This window comes from Capnocytophaga gingivalis ATCC 33624, from assembly GCF_000174755.1.
In the GTDB taxonomy this organism is placed as follows: Bacteria; Bacteroidota; Bacteroidia; order Flavobacteriales; family Flavobacteriaceae; genus Capnocytophaga; species Capnocytophaga gingivalis.
The window spans coordinates 89,071-105,000 of sequence record NZ_ACLQ01000008.1; the positions used below are offsets into that span (position 1 = coordinate 89,071).

The window sequence follows — 15,930 nt, forward strand, 5'->3', positions numbered from 1 at the left end:
TTAATTTCATATGAAGAGAATTTTTCTTGTAGCTTCCCTTTTATGGGCTGGCTACACTGCCTCCGCTCAGGTTTATGTATCTGTCACTGGAGGATACGCCTGGGGAGTGCCCTCTACCAAAATAGGCGAGGAAAGTATCAACGGCAAGGAAAGTGTACGCTTTGGTACTTTTGGAGAAGGAATCAATAGCCAACTGAGAGTCGGCTATTTTTTCAACAAAACTTGGGGAATCGATATCAGCGCTGGGTATCTCTATGGGGAAGACCAACTCGTAAAGCGTGAGATAAGCCAAAAGAACATTGCCAATACCCCTCTTACTGCCACTATCGATGGAGAGGTAAAGGGGCGTGGACGTGCCTTCGGGGCGGCTCTTTCGGTAATCTACAACTTTACAGACAACTTCTACGGACGTTTTGGAGTCCTTACCAAAATTGGCGGAAAGACTGAGGCCATTGCCCACTCCTACACCACTACCAATCAGGACATCCCTGTTGCTGCTCTGGCTCGCCTGGGACTTTCTCTCCCTGGACTCTCTGGACTACCTACCTCTGCTGTGATCAAGCAAGGTGCTACCATTGAGACTTCTTACACTGAAGATTACAAAGGGAAAATGCCTTTTGGTACTATCGCCGCTTTCGGGTATAAGTACAATGTGACTGAAAAGCTCGCTATCTTTGCCGAATTGGAATATATGAATATCGCTGTAAAGCGTGACTATTCTGAGCTGAGAGAGTTTAACCAAACCCTCAAAGCTACTATCAGTGTAGCTGGACAAAACAGAAATGTAGAGGTACCACTCAAGTCCTTGGACGGATTCTCCAACGGATCTTACAACGATGTACTCCGCGGTCAGGTATACCACCAACGCACCGACTATGTCGAAGAAGCTACCAAGGAAGAACTTGCCAACAATTCCGCTAAAAAACTTACTGAAAAAGCCTCTTATTCTTCTTTAGGAGTCAATTTTGGTGTAAAAATTTCTTTCTAATCATAAAGGGGCGAATGGTATTCGCCCCTTTTTATCTCCTTGCTCTTATTTCTTACGCCATTTCCGCTCTATCGCTTGGTAGTCTATATGGATTGCAGGAGGCTGCATCTCCAATTCGTTTGAGGAAAAGGCTCTTAGTAGAATATCTTCTATCCAAAAATCTTCTTCTACTTCCTCCGGATTATAGGTACTCTTGAGGGACAAATCATAAAACCAAGCAGTATTATTATACCAAAAAGCACGCCACCCACTCCTGAGATTCTTCACCAAGTTGTACGCCGACTCTCCTGTCTGCCTATAGATAAGCTTGATAAGTATCCGTCCCTGCGAACGGGAAAGTTTCTTTAGCTCTTCGGTAAAGCGCGCCTCAGCATCTTCCTGTACTCGCTTGGTATATTTCTTCCGCTGGCGGTTGTTCGGCAGCGAATCCAATACTTTCTCTATTCGGTAGAGCTTATCTGCTGCCAACTTAGCATAGGGGTACACTCGCTTGACTCTGTAGCGCAATAGCTCATATTTCTTCCGATCTTCTTCATTCCTGAACACAGGCTGACTCCCAAAGAAAAGCACTTCCTCCAGATCATACACCGTCTCTGTTGGAGCTATACTATCCCTCTTAGCGATTGTGTCTTGTTGTTGCCCCCACACCACAGGCAGTGGCAAGGAAAACAGTAGTAAAAAAAAACGCTTTCGCATATCTTTTTCTTTAGTTATGCAAAAATACAACTTTTATCACACTTCTTCTTTTATAAAAATGTTAAATTCCAATAGTACATTTCTTACAGTGTGTTGGTGCGAACTTGTAGCTCCGACGCTGGCGAGAATTTGCAGCCCGTACCGCTCCAACTCGAGTTTGTACCCCTCCCCTACCAGTGTGTTTCTTGCCGTTCATCCTTCCTGAACATCTTTTTTTATAATTATTTGATTTTTAAATATTTAAAAAACATTCTTTTATTTAAAAAATCCCAACTCATTTATATTCAAAAAATTGTTGATATTTATTTTGTTTTTTTGTATTTTTGCAAAAATTTCCAAGCCTGTGGATATAGCGCCCAATATAAGTTATGTGCTTATGACCCAAGAGGGAACTTATTTGGTAGAATACTTGATTGGTGAAGTTGTCTTTACTTCAAGTATTAGCCGCGCTATGATCTTTTCCGATGTGAATATCGCTCTGAAATTCAAAACTTTACTATATGACCGCTTCAAAATTAAGGTGAGTGTGAATACTTATATTTACTGACATGCCTTTCCCTAAAGTGGTTCTTTTTCAAGAGAGTACGGCTTGCTTTAAATCGTTTCCAAATGTTCTATCAAAATACCAACAAAGAGCCTAAAAAAAATACAGATGCGGGGGTGCTCCTCCTCAGAATTGTCATAGGGGGTATTCTCCTCTTCCATGGATTCTCTAAGCTCCATGATATCAGCTTTGTAGAAATACAGCTAACCAACAATGGGTTACCTACCATCTGGGCGTATGGCACCTATCTGGGAGAACTCTTAGCGCCCATTTTGGTAATTCTGGGCTACAGAACTCGCTTCTTCTCTATGCTTATTGCTATCAATTGCCTTACGGCTATCTTCTTGGTACACCGTAGCGAGGCCTTCGTAATCGATCCTTCTACGGGAGCTTGGGCTATTGAGAACCTTGCCCTCTTCATTGGGGGGGCTATTACGCTTTGCCTCACTGGTGGCGGAAAGTACGCCCTCTCTTACAAAAGTAGCTGGGACTAAGTCTCTAACTACTATTTTTTTTATTATTTTATATTTTTTTGTCCTCCGAACCTATCATCATGAATTACGCTGCTGCGCTCTCCGATCCTATCTTTCATCTTATCTCCCAAATCGCCCACGAAAACAACCAAGAGTGTTTTGTCGTTGGGGGCTTCGTCAGGGATCTACTCCTTAGTCGTGGTCAGGCCAAGGATATTGATATTGTTACCTTAGGCAGTGGTATCTCTCTGGCTGAAAAAGTCGCCGCAGAGCTTCCTAACAATCCTAAAATCTCAGTCTTCAAGAATTTCGGTACTGCTATGATCAAGACTGAGAATATCGATATCGAATTTGTCGGAGCTCGCAAGGAAAGCTATCGAGAGGACTCGCGTAAACCTATCGTTGAGGATGGTTCTCTCTCGGATGACCAAAACCGTCGTGACTTCACTATCAATGCCTTGGCGCTCTCTCTCTCTAAGGACTCTTTTGGGGAGCTTATAGACCCTTTCCATGGGGTCGATGATCTACAAAACGGCCTTATTCGCACACCTTTAGAGCCTAATGTAACTTACTCCGATGACCCCTTGCGTATGCTTAGGGCTATTCGTTTTGCGACTCAACTGAATTTTGTCATTGAGGAAAAATCCCTACAAGCTATTGCGGATAACAAGGAGCGCCTTAAGATTATCTCCAACGAGCGTATCGCGGAGGAACTCAACAAAATCCTTGCCTCCCCTACTCCTTCTGTAGGCTTTAAGCTCCTTTTCCAGACGGGCTTACTCTCCCTAATCCTTCCCGAATTGGTTGCCCTACAAGGGGTCGACGAAAAGGAGGGACAGCGACATAAGGACAACTTTTGGCATACGCTGGAGGTGGTGGACAATATCTCCAAACATACTGATGACCTTTGGCTTCGCTGGGCTGCCCTTTTGCATGACATAGGCAAAGCGCCTACCAAGCGATTTGATAAGAAAATAGGATGGACTTTCCACGGACATGAGTTCCTCGGAGGGAAAATGGTAGTAAAGATATTCCAGCGCTTGCGCCTCCCTCAGAATGAAAAGATGAAGTTCGTCCAAAAAATGGTCACTATGAGCTCCCGCCCTATCATTATAGCACAGGATATCGTCACGGATTCGGCAGTAAGGCGCTTGCTCTTCGATGCTGGCGACGACTTCGAGGCACTGATGACCCTTTGTGAGGCGGATATCACTACCAAAAACCCTCAACGATACAAAAAATACCATCAGAACTTCCAAATCGTCCGCCAAAAGGTGGTAGAAGTGGAAGAAAAAGACCATATCCGCAACTTCCAACCACCTATCTCTGGAGAGGATATCATGAGGCTCTTTGGGTTAAGTCCCTCCCGCGAGGTAGGACAGCTCAAGGAAGCGATCAAAGAAGCGATACTTGAGGGAATTATCAGCAATTCCTATGACGATGCCTATCCTTTTATGATTGAAAAAGCTAAAAAGATGGGGCTCTCTTTAGTCGCTGATGCGAACTCGTAACACACATACTATAATAGATAGCTCATCCCTAAATGTATCACATAGAAATGAAAGAAAGTATAAAAATAAGTATCTTATCTGTAATTATAGGAGCTATTCAGATGATATTATTTTTGCCTGATGGCTATTCTTGTATCGATGGAAAAAGTGATATCATTACAGCTATTTTTTATGATATGTCTATCCAATTCTGTATAGTTCTTATCTATAGCCTAATTTTCAAGCCTCTTGAATCATCTATCGCCAAGTATATATTGCTCTTGATCGTTTTAGTTTTTTGGCTATATGTCAATAGGATTGAGTTTTTACACAGGGAGGCTTGTTGGTCTACCTTTTTGAAAGAGGAGATTAACCCTGTGGTAATATATGACTCTATCATCCCCTGCAGTATCTGCATTTTCGCTTTTTATATAGGGTTGAATTATTTTCAGAAAAAGAAAAAACAGAAAACAACCCCCTTTGATAAGAAAACAAACAACCCCTTGACTCATCTAAGTATCATTATCAGCTTTTTACTCATAAGCTGTAATGACTCAAAAAGAGATTTTGAGGTACTTCACACCGAGAAAGTAGCCGACACTTATCGATATAACCCCGATGGTTTTATAAAAAACAATTACGGGAAGTTGCTTATCAAAACCATTTCGCGCTATGATAAGGAAGGAAAATTAAAAGAGATTTCTTGGAATAGGGCAAATGGCTTTTTAAGATATACATTATCAGAACTTAAAGAAGATCCAGCCCTATTAAATAGCTTTGATATTGATACTATGTATTCTGCAGAAAAATACATTGGTTATATAAAAGAGAAAAAGAACGATACTATTTTCTATCTGTCAGGCGATAAAGTTGTGATCTACTATCCAATAAAATGATACTGGTCTCTCCACTGTACATTCCTTGTAGCTTATGCTTTCTTCTGCCCTGAAATTAGCAGAATTGTCTGAATCCCAATACTGGCATAAATCGTATAATAACACCATCAAAACTGTGAGAACCTAATAGAAGTATATGCTCAAGAATAATCCCTATAGCAGAGAGGGCGAAATAGTGGCTATTCCACTATTTTTAGCAGATTCGCCAAAAGCAAAGCCCCAAAAAGAAGATCACAACAAACAATTTGCTTTTGCAAGAGCCATTTGTGAAGAAGCAGGAAAGGTACTCATTGAAGTATTCAAACAAACAGGAAGTCTTGATACGCCTATGGAGGTTATTGTTAATTCTGGAATCCTAATGAAGCCATTACATTGATACAAAGCGGAAAGTCTATCAAAGAAGGGGACTATCTGCTTTTAGACACCCCTCCTTTCAATACTCTTACAGCGCCTGAAGGCTTGGCAGGATTTTACGTAAGTGATGTTACTTGGAATAAAACCAAAGAGGATGAAGAGGAAGAAGAACCTGAAGAAGATACAGATGATGAAGTAACCATTTTATCTTTAATACCTATCAAAAAGACAAAGAAAGGCTTTACCCCTCTCGACAAGGAGAAAGCCAGAAATGCAGTCTGGGCTAAGCTAACGCTGAATGTATAAGAGGTAATGTATCAGATGTGTTGTTAAAATTTCAATAGCTTACTAATCACCATAATACAAAAGAACTACCCTACTATTTTTCTTAACCCACCATAGAGATAAGTGTTTTTCAAACCTATAATACGCTCTAAATAGTGCGAAGGGAATTATAAATTCTGAATTGGGCACAAGCTGCAAGCTTGCGCCAGCAGGGGGATTCTTTAGGAGTAGATGTAAATAAAACGTTAGGTTCAAATAGTCCCTTTCCTAATGAAAATATAGTAGACACCACACATATGAAAGATATTAAAAAGAAAAAACATCACTAAATACATAAAAAAATGGACAAGTACACTAATTCTTTTAATATTAAAGTATTTTTAAATAGTAGAATTATTAAGGCAGATATAGAGGTAAGGGAAGAAAAAGAATATAATCCTATCATTAAGGATTTGATTTCAGGGAGAGAATGTCATTTAGAAGGCTTATTCAAAATTTTTCTTATGAAATATAAAGATCAAGAAGGCACTATATTATATAGTAAATCAGATCGTTTAAGTGATGCTTTTTATAAAATTTGTAACAAGGCTGATACACATAAAATTAAAATGCTTATTAAAGGTTGCACTTTAGGTTATTTTATGATCCCTAAATTACAGAACACTATAAAGGCAATAAATTTAAAAATTGGAGAACGAATTAATACAGAAAATAAAATTGTTTGTATTTTTGACATAGAAGAAAATATTAATAATATTGCCCCCTTTAGCCAAATATTAGAGTATTATAAAAAATGGTTACTCTCTATTAAAGGATTACCCTATTGAGTAAATATCAACCACATTGGTTGTCATATTAAACACACGAGTTTTGATTATGATGCAGTAGATAGTGGCGCGAGCTGGCACAGCGACAGTATGTCAGTATAAAAACCCCTGACCGCAAAGGGTATACCTATAGCGAGGGCGGGCGGCTTTTAGAGTGTCCTGATTGGAAGTACGTTTACGACCTTGAAGGGCAACTAATAGAGAAAATATCCAAGAAGCAACAGCTCAAGCGTTTTAGTCTGATAGTCGAAGAAGATGAGAAGCCTGCAACCTTGCGGTGGTTTTACTCGTGGAATGCCAATGGAAGTTTAAAGAGTGTCGCCAATAACGACAGGGTACATTTTGCCTTTGAGTATGATGCCTTGGGCAGACGTACGGCAAAGATAAACCTCAGCAGCAAGCGCATCAAGCGTTTTCTATGGGATGGGAATGTACCACTCCACGAATGGGAGTATGACCTAAGCGAGCGACCTAATCTCAGTAGAGATAAGGACAATTTGTTAGTTTATGACAAGGAAGAGCCTGTAACTGATAATCTTATCACTTGGGTGTTTGATGAGAACTCCTTTGTGCCTGCGGCTAAACTTGTAGGTGATAAATCATATTCTATCCTTACCGACCACTTAGGAACACCGTATGAGGCGTATGATGAAAATGGAGAAAAGGTGTGGGCACGAGAATTAGATCTTTATGGGAATGCTATTGCTGGTGATAGCTCGTTTATTCCTTTCTTATACCAAGGACAGTATTATGATGAGGAGATTGGGTTAGCTTATAATAGGTTTAGGTATTACTCGCCTGAGAGCGGTACATATATTAGTCAAGACCCGATAAGGCTGGCAGGGAATAATCCTAATTTCTATGGGTATACCTTTGATAGTAATACTGAGGTGGATGTTTTGGGGTTAAGTTGTTTAAGAGCAAAGTATGATTCTGATGTTAAACAGCTAAAAGAAATAGGAGAATTTTTTTTAGCAAAAGGATTTAGTGAAGAGGCTGTTGCAAGGTATTTACATAATAAACGAAGGGCATTAGGGATCTATTATAAGAATTGTACTCCTGAAGAATTGAGAGAACTTATATATTATAGAAATTCATTAAAATATGGAGATAGATTGGGACCTACCTATGATTTTCTAAGAAAATCAGGAAAAACAAATTTGGAAATAATAGAAAGTGCATCAAGAACAGCTGGTGAAGATCTCGAAAAACTTTTTGAAACAATATCAAAAGATTTGCCTGCTTCTGGGAAAATTTCTCTTAGCACAATGGGCTTTATATAAATATTATATTTATGGAGTTAATATTATTAAACTATGAGAACAAACAAACAGTAATATTTTATAATATTATAGATAATGTATATGGAAAAATTTCTTCAAATATGAGAAGGATAGGATTTTATGATATTTGGGAAGATATCCTTTTTGGGGTAGTAGTATTAAATTTGACTATTTGGGTTTTTATAGAGACAAAAATGGTTAAATTAGATGACATTTGTAACATTAAGAATGAGATTATTAATCAAAGGACATTTTTACTCATTGAAACAACATCAGGGAATAGTTATACAATCTCTACAACTTTAGATCTGGAGGCTGATTATGTATTAGAGTCTGATTATTATGTAGATGGAACAGAATATAATCTTGGATTATATATTGAGAAATTAAAATTGAAAAAGGATACTAAAGAATTATTTATAAAAAATGTCTCAGAAAATGGTTTGATAATATCATAAACTAAGGGTAATATTAAACCCGTTTATGCTCTCCCATTCTTATTTCTATACTGCCTCTATGTGCTATTTTGGACTTGAGGCGTATGATGAAGAGGGGGAAAAGGTATGGGCGCGAGAGTTAGATCTTTATGGAAATGCTATTGCTGGTGATAGCTCGTTTATTCCTTTCTTATACCAAGGACAGTATTATGATGAAGAGATTGGGTTAGCTTATAACCGTTTCCGTTATTACTCACCTGAAAGCGGTACTTATATTAGCCAAGACCCGATAAGGTTGGCTGGGAATAATCCTAATTTCTATGGGTATACTTTTGATTGTAATACAGAGGTGGATGTTTGGGGGTTGGATAAATTCCTAATGAAATTTATAAAGAGTTTCGTTCTGATTTAAAAAAAAAATAGAAAAGATGGGTATATACAAAACAGATCTACAAAAGCAAAAGATAAAACAAACTTAAGAGATTTAGACAGACCTTTTCATGGAAATCATCCGCAATATAATGATTATTTTAAAGAAGGGAAACATAAGAATAAGAATAAACATTAATAGTAAAAGTATACATTATGAAGTTTTATAATATAGATATTAACTTAGATCCTAAAATAACAGGAAGAAGAAATGGGAGTTTTGCAGTTGAAATAAGGAAAAACTCATTTGAAAAAGATGAACATAAAGAATATTTCAACAGCTTTTTTGATAGCAACAGTAACGATATAAAAAGGGTTCGCATAGAAACATTCCAACAATTTGATCTAAAAAATTGTCCAAATGTCATCTATTTCCCTATGACTAAAAGTATTAAGAAATTAGATTTTATGTATTACGCTCCTTATGAATTAGGAATTGATTTCTTAGTAAGCAAAAAAATTGTGGATATTATATCTGCATATAAATTACCTATTCACAATAAAATTCCTGTAAAGATTGATACTTTTGATGGTAACTATTTCCTAATAGGTTTCCCTGTATGGAGTTCCAAAGTTCTTGATTTTCAAAAAAGTACATTTTATTATCAAGATAGAGATGTATTCTCTTTTTCAAATTATGAAGATTATGAGAATTTTGACTCTGAATATGGAGATACAACAAAAATAGATTTGTATCTAAGGAACAAAATAGAATATGATATAATTTCTATAGATGAAGCTATTTTTTTTAGTGAAAAGATTGTTGAAGAATTAAAAGAGAATAATGCAACTGGGTATAGAATCGTTGATGGAATTTTAAATATATGATACTTACCTAACATAGAATTAGCGAATGATTTTCATCCGATATTTAGGGCGGGATTGGGAAGCGGTTATCAGCAGTGGGGAGAACCTGCATCCCCCGCTGGCGCGAGCTTGTAGCTCGTGCCTACTATAATAAGAACTTGTAGCTTAGGTAATGTATCAGATGTGTTGTTAAAAATTCAATAACCTACTAATCAACGCAATACAAAAGAACTGCCCCACTATTTTTCTTTATACACCATAGGGATAAGCGTTTTTCAAACCTATAAAGCGCTCTAAATAGTGCGAGGGGAATTGGCAAATTATGAATTTTGAATTCTGAATTGGGCACAAGCTGCAAGCTTGCGCTAGCAGGGGGGCAAACCATATCCCTATAATAGAATAATTATGACAGACATAGAAAAGCAATACTTGAAATTAGTAGCGTTATACAAAACTGATAAAAATTCAGCTATAAACGGAATGATTGATATATTTCAAGAGGTATCTGAAAGTTATGAGCATGAAATATATCATTCTATTATGGAGTGGATAGGCTTAAGAGGGAATGAAAATACTTTAAATCATATAGAACATATAGATCTCAGCCTATATGAAGAGGAAAATGTACAAATATTAAATAGATTGAAGGCTAAAATAAAGGAAAGATTAGATAATATTCCTAATGATGCGAGTTGTTAATGTGTTTTGTATATGCTCTTCACCCCCTCAACCTGACAAGTAGTGCAATGTAAAAAGACAAAGCCTAATTGATAAGGGCACGAGTGGCTAACTCATATCTGTAAGTTTTTATAAAAATCAAAAAATGATAAAAGAAATATTAATCATAGGATTAGGGAGTTTTGTAGGGGGAGCTTTGCGCTATGTACTTTCGGTAGCCTTTAGTAAGGTAGGGCGTGAGTGGGCATTCCCCATAGGTATTATGGTAGTGAATGTGTTAGGTTGTTTTCTGATAGGGCTACTGTATAGCTACTTCAAGCATAAAGCTACTACAGCCTCTGTATTGCCTTTATTACTGATGACAGGCGTTTTGGGAGGATTTACCACCTTTTCTACTTTCTCTCTTGAAACCATACAGTTATTACAACAAAACGAATATCTAAAAACAATTCTTTACGTAGTAGGCAGTGTAGGACTGGGACTAACAGCATGCTTTTGGGGAATGAGACAATTTTAGACTATAGGCAGTAAATAGCCTCTGATAATAAGAAGAGGAATATCTCGTTTTTATAGTTGCCATTACCCTACAACTCACTGCAAAAGGGAAAACATTCCTCGAAGATGAGTATTAGTTATTTGTGATTATTTTCGTATTTTTGCACTAAATTTCAGCGACTATGCAAGAAGACTTATTAGAACAGGCCAATGCCATTGGGAAAAATACCTTATTGGAGAACTTTGAGATTTCCTTTATTGAGGTAGGCAAGGATTACCTTATTGCGCAGATGCCTGTTACTGAGAAAAATTGCCAGATCAATGGTATCCTACACGGCGGTGCCTCTGCAGCCTTAGCCGAAACGGTGGGGAGTATGGCCTCGGTACTCTTGGCCAATCCAGACAAACAATTGGTCTTAGGTACCGATATCACAATGAATCACATCCGCCCTGCTGCTCTGGGGAAAACAGTTTTTGCCAAGGCTACCCTAATCCATAAGGGAAGTACCCTACAACATTGGGATATCAAAATCACTGATGAGGATAACAAACTCATTTCCTACGGCAAGCACACAACTATAATTGTAAAGAAAAGATGATACTTTCTCCTGAAGATTTCTTACAAAAAGCTAAAGAAGTAGCTGCTGAAGGTCTACCTTTTGTATTGTTCAAATATCCCAACGATACTCAAATCCATCTTATTTCTCAAAATGATAAGAATCTATACAAGGTAAAAGACTTTACCGAGAAAGGGTTTGTCATACACCCTTTCGTGGGGATAGAGTCTTTTCTACTAAGGCAAGACAATCTTTTTTCTACGGCTTTTGTCGGTGAAGAAAAAAAGGATACCCTCCCCTCTCCTATCCTCTCCCCCTCAGCAAGAGTGGAGTATCAGACATTATTTGGCAAAGCCCTAAAGGCTATTGACAAAGGAGAATTGACAAAGGTGGTGCTCTCCCGAAGAATTGCCTACACCAAAGCTCCAAAGCCTCTTCTCACTTACTTTCAAGACCTCGTACAGGCTTATCCTACGGCTTTTTGCTATGCTTTTTCTCATCCTAAAATAGGCAAATGGGTAGCGGCAACCCCTGAGACATTGGTCAAAATAGAAGATAACCAGCTTCGCACTATGTCGCTAGCGGGTACCAAACCCTTTGTCGAAGGAGAAAAACCTTTATGGACTGAGAAAGAGTATAGAGAACAACAAGTAGTCACCGATACTATTATCAAGGTACTATCCCCTTATACAACCGATTTATCTACTGGAAAAATTCACGAGGTACGCGCCGGTAGGCTCTGGCATCTCTGTACAGAAATCATGGCTAAAATAGCCCCTCATACAAAAATAAAACAAATTGTAAACAATCTGCACCCTACCCCTGCTGTATGTGGCTTCCCTACGGAAAAGGCGCGTCAGTTTCTTTTAGAAAATGAAGGATACCCAAGGGAGTTCTATGCGGGATATTGTGGCCTTGTGGATTTCAAACATAAAAATTCCTTAGACCTATTTGTCAATCTTCGGTGTACCCAGCTTACAGACAAAGAGGTATTTGTATATGTAGGAGGTGGGGTAAATAGTGGCTCCCAAGAGGAGAGCGAATGGCAGGAAACCGAAAACAAAGCACAAACGATGCTACGTATCTTACAATAAGCTAACGTGAAGATTTGGGCAATCGCACAAACTGAGAGACAAATTCGGGCAAACCTGTATCAGCAAGCCGCTCATTATAATCATAATAGCTAATCACACAAGCAATCGCCTGCCCTCTGACCTCTGTGGCTATATAATAGACAAAGAGTTTGTAATCCTTATGATGACTCTTTAGGATAGGATGTTGATAGTGTTCGTTATAGATAATTTCTGTAGCGCGTGTTTCCTTCCCTTCGAAGAAGAGAGTGATATCCCGCTCCATCAGAAGGCTCATTGTATGATTTTCTGGCACAGGAATCATCATCGCCCATCTCTTCTGTAGGGTAATAGCCTGCTGTGCCTCGGCTAAGGTGGGATGCAAGCTCCAATTCATTTCCCCTTTGGTGGGGCAACGTACAATATTGACCCCTGTCCAATAACATTCGTCCATCAGGGGTACTTTTCTTCCAAGAAAATCAAAGGAACGCCCTCCCATATAGTTTTCTTTAGGAACTTTCCTATCCAATACCAGCTGGAGCATCTCTGTATCAATCTCCTCAGAGGGCGTCTCGGAGACTGAACTAATCGTAGCGATCAGTAATACATCTTTCCCATCCATTTTCATTCCAAGAAAGTAAATCATTGTATTTTGCCAATGATTTTCTCCATTCTTTTGATAATAAGTAAGGTAATAATGAGGTATTTTTAGCTTAGGATTCTGCTTGGGAATAGTATCTGAGAAGTGATTTTGCTTGGCAAAATTCACCATATTCTGCTTGGTTACAAGTACATCAAAAGACTCTTCGAAGCCCTGTAACTTCAGCTTATACTTGCCCATAACATAGGCAGGATCTCCCTCCATAGGATTATAGTACAAGCGCTTTTGTGCATCCTTGGTTTGTGCTGCTAAAGAAAGTGATAACAAAAATAAAAGGTAAAAATAGGTTTTCATATAAAAGCCATGTATAATTATCAAGTATAAATCAAAAATCAGTACCAAATGTTCCCTCTCCATAAAGGAGAAACCAGTCTAAGTCTTCTACTGTTTTGTATTCCTCAGGGAGTGATGGGAGGCGCGTACCCTTTTTTATATCATCCCTGTAATATGAAAAGTCAGTTGAGATATGCATTTTGATAAAAGTACGTCCTTTAGTAGTAGGATAGGGATAAATATACTCCAAAGTATCTAAGTGCTCTCCTCTCCAACGATATTTATAAAGTCCTGTCCAACCAGGGTGTCCATATTGTACCCCTCTGATGAGTTTTTCTTGAGGATAGAACGTAGGATTTGTCAAGTCTATATGGCTTGTTACTACCTCCTTTTTAGCAGCTGGAGACAAATAGATATCATAATTATTTGCTCTACAACAGCCTGATAATTTGTAACTCTTCACCAAAAAATCCTTAGTTCCATCCCCATTGACATCAAAAATCGTATCCGTAGGAGAATAATAATCCTTCCCGAACATTTTATGTTCTATAGCCTGATTTCCCAATTTATAGATATCTATATGCTCCCATCCTTGCATATTTGTATTAATAATAGCATAATACGCCTCATCCTCAAAGTATTTCTTAATCCGTACAGTAACACTGAGGTAGCACGTATCACTGTCCTCTATCACATAGGAAAAATCTAAATCTTTCCCCTTAAATCGTTTTTCGATCTCAAGGAGCGCCTCCTTTTTAGTTTTCTCAAGGAAAAGACTATCAGCAAGCTGTTCCTCAAAGTAAGACCTCTCAAAAGTGTCTTTTTTGCTCTTTTGCAATTCCTGACTATTGTCCTCCTGAGACTTTTCGACAGTAGAATTACAAGCAACAAGAACAACAAGTAAGAATACCAGAAGAATTAGAGATGATAAATGATTCATAATTACATTGATTAGTTCAGTATTCAGTGGTTAATGATCAATGATTGATGTTTAATGATTAATAATCAATGATTAATAGAAAAAAACCGAACTATTCTTATGAATAATTCGGTTTTTGATAAGAAGGCGGCGACATACTCTCCCACAAAATGCAGTACCATCTGCGCTAAAAGGTTTAACTTCTCTGTTCGGAATGGTAAGAGGTGAGACCTTTCGCTATAACCACCTTAAGTCTTTAGTTAATAGTGAAGAACGAAAAGTGAATAGTCCCTCACTACACTTATATTTTTAGTGAATAATGAATCTTTCATCCTTCACTTAATTGACTACATTGGATAAGACACCAAATAAATGATTTATGAGTAATGCTTTCGCATTAAAAAAGAATGTTTGTACAATAAGTCTTCGGGTTATTAGTATTACTCGGCTTTGATGTTACCACCTTTACACCTGTAACCTATCAACGTGGTCATCTCCCACGACCCTCAAAAGAAATCTCATCTTGTGGTGGGTTTCGTACTTATATGCTTTCAGCACTTATCCCTTCCTAACATAGCTACTGAGCTGTACCCTTAGGCAGAATAACTCATACACCAGCGGTTAGTCCAACTCGGTCCTCTCGTACTAGAGTCAGCTCCACGCAAATTTCTAACGCCCACAGTAGATAGAGACCGAACTGTCTCACGACGTTCTGAACCCAGCTCGCGTGCCACTTTAATGGGCGAACAGCCCAACCCTTGGGACCTTCTCCAGCCCCAGGATGTGACGAGCCGACATCGAGGTGCCAAACCCCCCCGTCGATGTGAGCTCTTGGGGGAGATCAGCCTGTTATCCCCGGCGTACCTTTTATCCTTTGAGCGATGGCCCTTCCATACGGAACCACCGGATCACTATGCTCTACTTTCGTACCTGATCGACTTGTAGGTCTCTCAGTCAAGCTCCCTTTTGCCATTGCACTCTACGCACGGTTACCAAGCGTGCTGAGGGAACCTTTAGAAGCCTCCGTTACTCTTTTGGAGGCGACCACCCCAGTCAAACTACCCTCCACGAATTGTCCTCTCCCTACAGGAGAGTTAGGCCTCAGATAAGCAAAGGGTGGTATTTCAACAACGACTCCTGAAGCACCGGAATGCCCCATTCATAGTCTCCCACCTATCCTACGCATCACTTATCCAAGGTCAATACGAAGATGTAGTAAAGGTGCACAGGGTCTTTTCGTCCCACTGCGGGTAATCGGCATCTTCACCGATACTACAATTTCACCGAGCTCATGGCCGAGACAGTGTCCAAATCGTTACACCATTCGTGCAGGTCGGAACTTACCCGACAAGGAATTTCGCTACCTTAGGACCGTATAGTTACGGTCCGCCGTTTACTGGGGCTTCAATTCAGACCTTCGCTTACGCTAAGCCCTCCTCTTAACCTTCCAGCACCGGGCAGGTGTCAGACCCTATACCTCATCTTTCGATTTTGCAGAGTCCTGTGTTTTTGATAAACAGTCGCTTGGACCTTTTCACTGCGGCCTATCTTACGATAGGCGACCTTTCTCCCGAAGTTACAGGTCTATTTTGCCTAGTTCCTTAGCCATGAATCTCTCGAGCGCCTTAGAATTCTCTTCCCAATCACCTGTGTCGGTTTACGGTACGGGTAGTATCTCTCGCTTTTCTTGGAAACGTTGTCTACGCATTATCACCTCGACCGTAGCCTAAGTGTACTATCAAAGCCATAACAGCTCCTTCAACGCAAC

18 protein-coding genes and 2 rRNA genes (1 of these 20 only partly in view) are annotated in these 15,930 nt (G+C 39.0%); 15 read left to right on the top strand and 5 right to left on the bottom strand.

All coding sequences use genetic code 11. From position 1 onward, the window contains the following. The first annotated feature begins 10 nt into the window (after positions 1-10). Positions 11-988 (top strand): hypothetical protein, encoded by a 978-nt coding sequence (locus tag CAPGI0001_RS02540; protein ID WP_002666369.1) that lies wholly within the window; start codon positions 11-13, stop codon positions 986-988. 45 nt (positions 989-1,033) lie between these two features. On the opposite strand, the gene CAPGI0001_RS02545 is transcribed toward CAPGI0001_RS02540, so the two are convergent. Then, positions 1,034-1,684 carry a DUF4294 domain-containing protein gene (locus tag CAPGI0001_RS02545; RefSeq protein WP_002666187.1) on the bottom strand — a complete coding sequence of 217 codons (651 nt, stop codon included), beginning with the start codon at positions 1,682-1,684 and terminating at the stop codon, positions 1,034-1,036. A 609-nt stretch (positions 1,685-2,293) separates the two neighbouring features. Between CAPGI0001_RS02545 and CAPGI0001_RS02555 the strand changes: the two genes are divergently transcribed. The 14 genes from CAPGI0001_RS02555 (at position 2,294) to CAPGI0001_RS02620 (ending at position 12,333) form a co-directional block, all read left to right on the top strand. Further along, on the top strand, positions 2,294-2,722 hold the full coding sequence (locus CAPGI0001_RS02555; RefSeq protein WP_002666183.1) for a DoxX family protein: 429 nt from the start codon (positions 2,294-2,296) through the stop codon (positions 2,720-2,722). A gap of 59 nt (positions 2,723-2,781) precedes the next feature. Then, positions 2,782-4,212: a CCA tRNA nucleotidyltransferase gene (locus CAPGI0001_RS02560; RefSeq protein WP_002666268.1), complete on the top strand. Its 1,431-nt coding sequence runs from the start codon at positions 2,782-2,784 to the stop codon at positions 4,210-4,212. Between the two features lie 47 nt (positions 4,213-4,259). Next, positions 4,260-5,087, top strand: coding sequence for a hypothetical protein (locus tag CAPGI0001_RS02565; RefSeq protein ID WP_040359405.1), 828 nt, complete (start codon positions 4,260-4,262; stop codon positions 5,085-5,087). A 136-nt stretch (positions 5,088-5,223) separates the two neighbouring features. Next, positions 5,224-5,463 carry an Imm26 family immunity protein gene (locus CAPGI0001_RS02570; RefSeq protein WP_002666362.1) on the top strand — a complete coding sequence of 80 codons (240 nt, stop codon included), beginning with the start codon at positions 5,224-5,226 and terminating at the stop codon, positions 5,461-5,463. Further along, the gene (locus CAPGI0001_RS02575) at positions 5,460-5,747 is read left to right on the top strand and encodes a hypothetical protein (RefSeq protein ID WP_002666304.1); all 288 of its coding nucleotides are present in this window, start codon (positions 5,460-5,462) and stop codon (positions 5,745-5,747) included. Before CAPGI0001_RS02570 ends, CAPGI0001_RS02575 begins: the two co-directional genes overlap by 4 nt. Before the next feature lie 320 nt (positions 5,748-6,067). Next, positions 6,068-6,553 (top strand): hypothetical protein, encoded by a 486-nt coding sequence (locus CAPGI0001_RS02580; protein ID WP_002666174.1) that lies wholly within the window; start codon positions 6,068-6,070, stop codon positions 6,551-6,553. Positions 6,554-6,651: 98 nt separating this feature from the next. Then, on the top strand, positions 6,652-7,836 hold the full coding sequence (locus CAPGI0001_RS13300; RefSeq protein WP_487042717.1) for an RHS repeat domain-containing protein: 1,185 nt from the start codon (positions 6,652-6,654) through the stop codon (positions 7,834-7,836). A gap of 11 nt (positions 7,837-7,847) precedes the next feature. After that, positions 7,848-8,294 (top strand): hypothetical protein, encoded by a 447-nt coding sequence (locus CAPGI0001_RS02590; RefSeq protein ID WP_002666205.1) that lies wholly within the window; start codon positions 7,848-7,850, stop codon positions 8,292-8,294. A gap of 25 nt (positions 8,295-8,319) precedes the next feature. Beyond that, positions 8,320-8,685 carry an RHS repeat domain-containing protein gene (locus CAPGI0001_RS13425; RefSeq protein WP_002666335.1) on the top strand — a complete coding sequence of 122 codons (366 nt, stop codon included), beginning with the start codon at positions 8,320-8,322 and terminating at the stop codon, positions 8,683-8,685. Between the two features lie 173 nt (positions 8,686-8,858). Continuing rightward, a complete protein-coding gene (locus tag CAPGI0001_RS02600) occupies positions 8,859-9,530 on the top strand; it encodes a hypothetical protein (RefSeq protein ID WP_002666338.1) in 672 nt (223 codons plus the stop codon). Between the two features lie 384 nt (positions 9,531-9,914). Continuing rightward, complete coding sequence (locus tag CAPGI0001_RS02605) at positions 9,915-10,208, top strand: J domain-containing protein (protein ID WP_040359408.1); 294 nt, start codon at positions 9,915-9,917, stop codon at positions 10,206-10,208. A gap of 124 nt (positions 10,209-10,332) precedes the next feature. Then, the gene (gene crcB, locus CAPGI0001_RS02610) at positions 10,333-10,704 is read left to right on the top strand and encodes a fluoride efflux transporter CrcB (protein ID WP_002666356.1); all 372 of its coding nucleotides are present in this window, start codon (positions 10,333-10,335) and stop codon (positions 10,702-10,704) included. 160 nt (positions 10,705-10,864) lie between these two features. Further along, a complete protein-coding gene (locus CAPGI0001_RS02615; RefSeq protein WP_002666210.1) occupies positions 10,865-11,281 on the top strand; it encodes a PaaI family thioesterase in 417 nt (138 codons plus the stop codon). Beyond that, positions 11,278-12,333 (top strand): isochorismate synthase, encoded by a 1,056-nt coding sequence (locus CAPGI0001_RS02620; protein ID WP_002666206.1) that lies wholly within the window; start codon positions 11,278-11,280, stop codon positions 12,331-12,333. The genes CAPGI0001_RS02615 and CAPGI0001_RS02620 overlap by 4 nt, the downstream gene beginning before the upstream one ends. A gap of 1 nt (position 12,334) precedes the next feature. On the opposite strand, the gene CAPGI0001_RS02625 is transcribed toward CAPGI0001_RS02620, so the two are convergent. The 4 genes from CAPGI0001_RS02625 to CAPGI0001_RS02640 all read right to left on the bottom strand — a co-directional run. Then, positions 12,335-13,264: a hypothetical protein gene (locus tag CAPGI0001_RS02625; RefSeq protein WP_002666169.1), complete on the bottom strand. Its 930-nt coding sequence runs from the start codon at positions 13,262-13,264 to the stop codon at positions 12,335-12,337. A gap of 31 nt (positions 13,265-13,295) precedes the next feature. Further along, complete coding sequence (locus tag CAPGI0001_RS02630; RefSeq protein ID WP_081451910.1) at positions 13,296-14,183, bottom strand: hypothetical protein; 888 nt, start codon at positions 14,181-14,183, stop codon at positions 13,296-13,298. Positions 14,184-14,304: 121 nt separating this feature from the next. After that, positions 14,305-14,413, bottom strand: a 5S ribosomal RNA gene (gene rrf / locus CAPGI0001_RS02635). A 163-nt stretch (positions 14,414-14,576) separates the two neighbouring features. Further along, positions 14,577-15,930 (bottom strand): 23S ribosomal RNA (locus CAPGI0001_RS02640) (it continues 1,479 nt past the right edge of the window).

Excerpts from the sequence above, each read along its gene's own strand:
- CAPGI0001_RS02580 (WP_002666174.1), top strand. The coding sequence starts at position 6,068 with ATGGACAAGTACACTAATTCTTTTAATATTAAAGTATTTTTAAATAGT.
- CAPGI0001_RS02590 (WP_002666205.1), top strand. The coding sequence starts at position 7,848 with ATGGAGTTAATATTATTAAACTATGAGAACAAACAAACAGTAATATTT.
- CAPGI0001_RS02565 (WP_040359405.1), top strand. The coding sequence starts at position 4,260 with ATGAAAGAAAGTATAAAAATAAGTATCTTATCTGTAATTATAGGAGCT.
- CAPGI0001_RS02605 (WP_040359408.1), top strand. The coding sequence starts at position 9,915 with ATGACAGACATAGAAAAGCAATACTTGAAATTAGTAGCGTTATACAAA.
- CAPGI0001_RS02615 (WP_002666210.1), top strand. The coding sequence starts at position 10,865 with ATGCAAGAAGACTTATTAGAACAGGCCAATGCCATTGGGAAAAATACC.
- CAPGI0001_RS02545 (WP_002666187.1), bottom strand. The coding sequence starts at position 1,684 with ATGCGAAAGCGTTTTTTTTTACTACTGTTTTCCTTGCCACTGCCTGTG.
- CAPGI0001_RS02570 (WP_002666362.1), top strand. The coding sequence starts at position 5,224 with ATGCTCAAGAATAATCCCTATAGCAGAGAGGGCGAAATAGTGGCTATT.
- CAPGI0001_RS02600 (WP_002666338.1), top strand. The coding sequence starts at position 8,859 with ATGAAGTTTTATAATATAGATATTAACTTAGATCCTAAAATAACAGGA.
- CAPGI0001_RS02555 (WP_002666183.1), top strand. The coding sequence starts at position 2,294 with ATGTTCTATCAAAATACCAACAAAGAGCCTAAAAAAAATACAGATGCG.
- CAPGI0001_RS02620 (WP_002666206.1), top strand. The coding sequence starts at position 11,278 with ATGATACTTTCTCCTGAAGATTTCTTACAAAAAGCTAAAGAAGTAGCT.
- crcB (WP_002666356.1), top strand. The coding sequence starts at position 10,333 with ATGATAAAAGAAATATTAATCATAGGATTAGGGAGTTTTGTAGGGGGA.
- CAPGI0001_RS02630 (WP_081451910.1), bottom strand. The coding sequence starts at position 14,183 with ATGAATCATTTATCATCTCTAATTCTTCTGGTATTCTTACTTGTTGTT.
- CAPGI0001_RS02540 (WP_002666369.1), top strand. The coding sequence starts at position 11 with ATGAAGAGAATTTTTCTTGTAGCTTCCCTTTTATGGGCTGGCTACACT.
- CAPGI0001_RS13425 (WP_002666335.1), top strand. The coding sequence starts at position 8,320 with ATGCTCTCCCATTCTTATTTCTATACTGCCTCTATGTGCTATTTTGGA.
- CAPGI0001_RS02625 (WP_002666169.1), bottom strand. The coding sequence starts at position 13,264 with ATGAAAACCTATTTTTACCTTTTATTTTTGTTATCACTTTCTTTAGCA.
- CAPGI0001_RS02560 (WP_002666268.1), top strand. The coding sequence starts at position 2,782 with ATGAATTACGCTGCTGCGCTCTCCGATCCTATCTTTCATCTTATCTCC.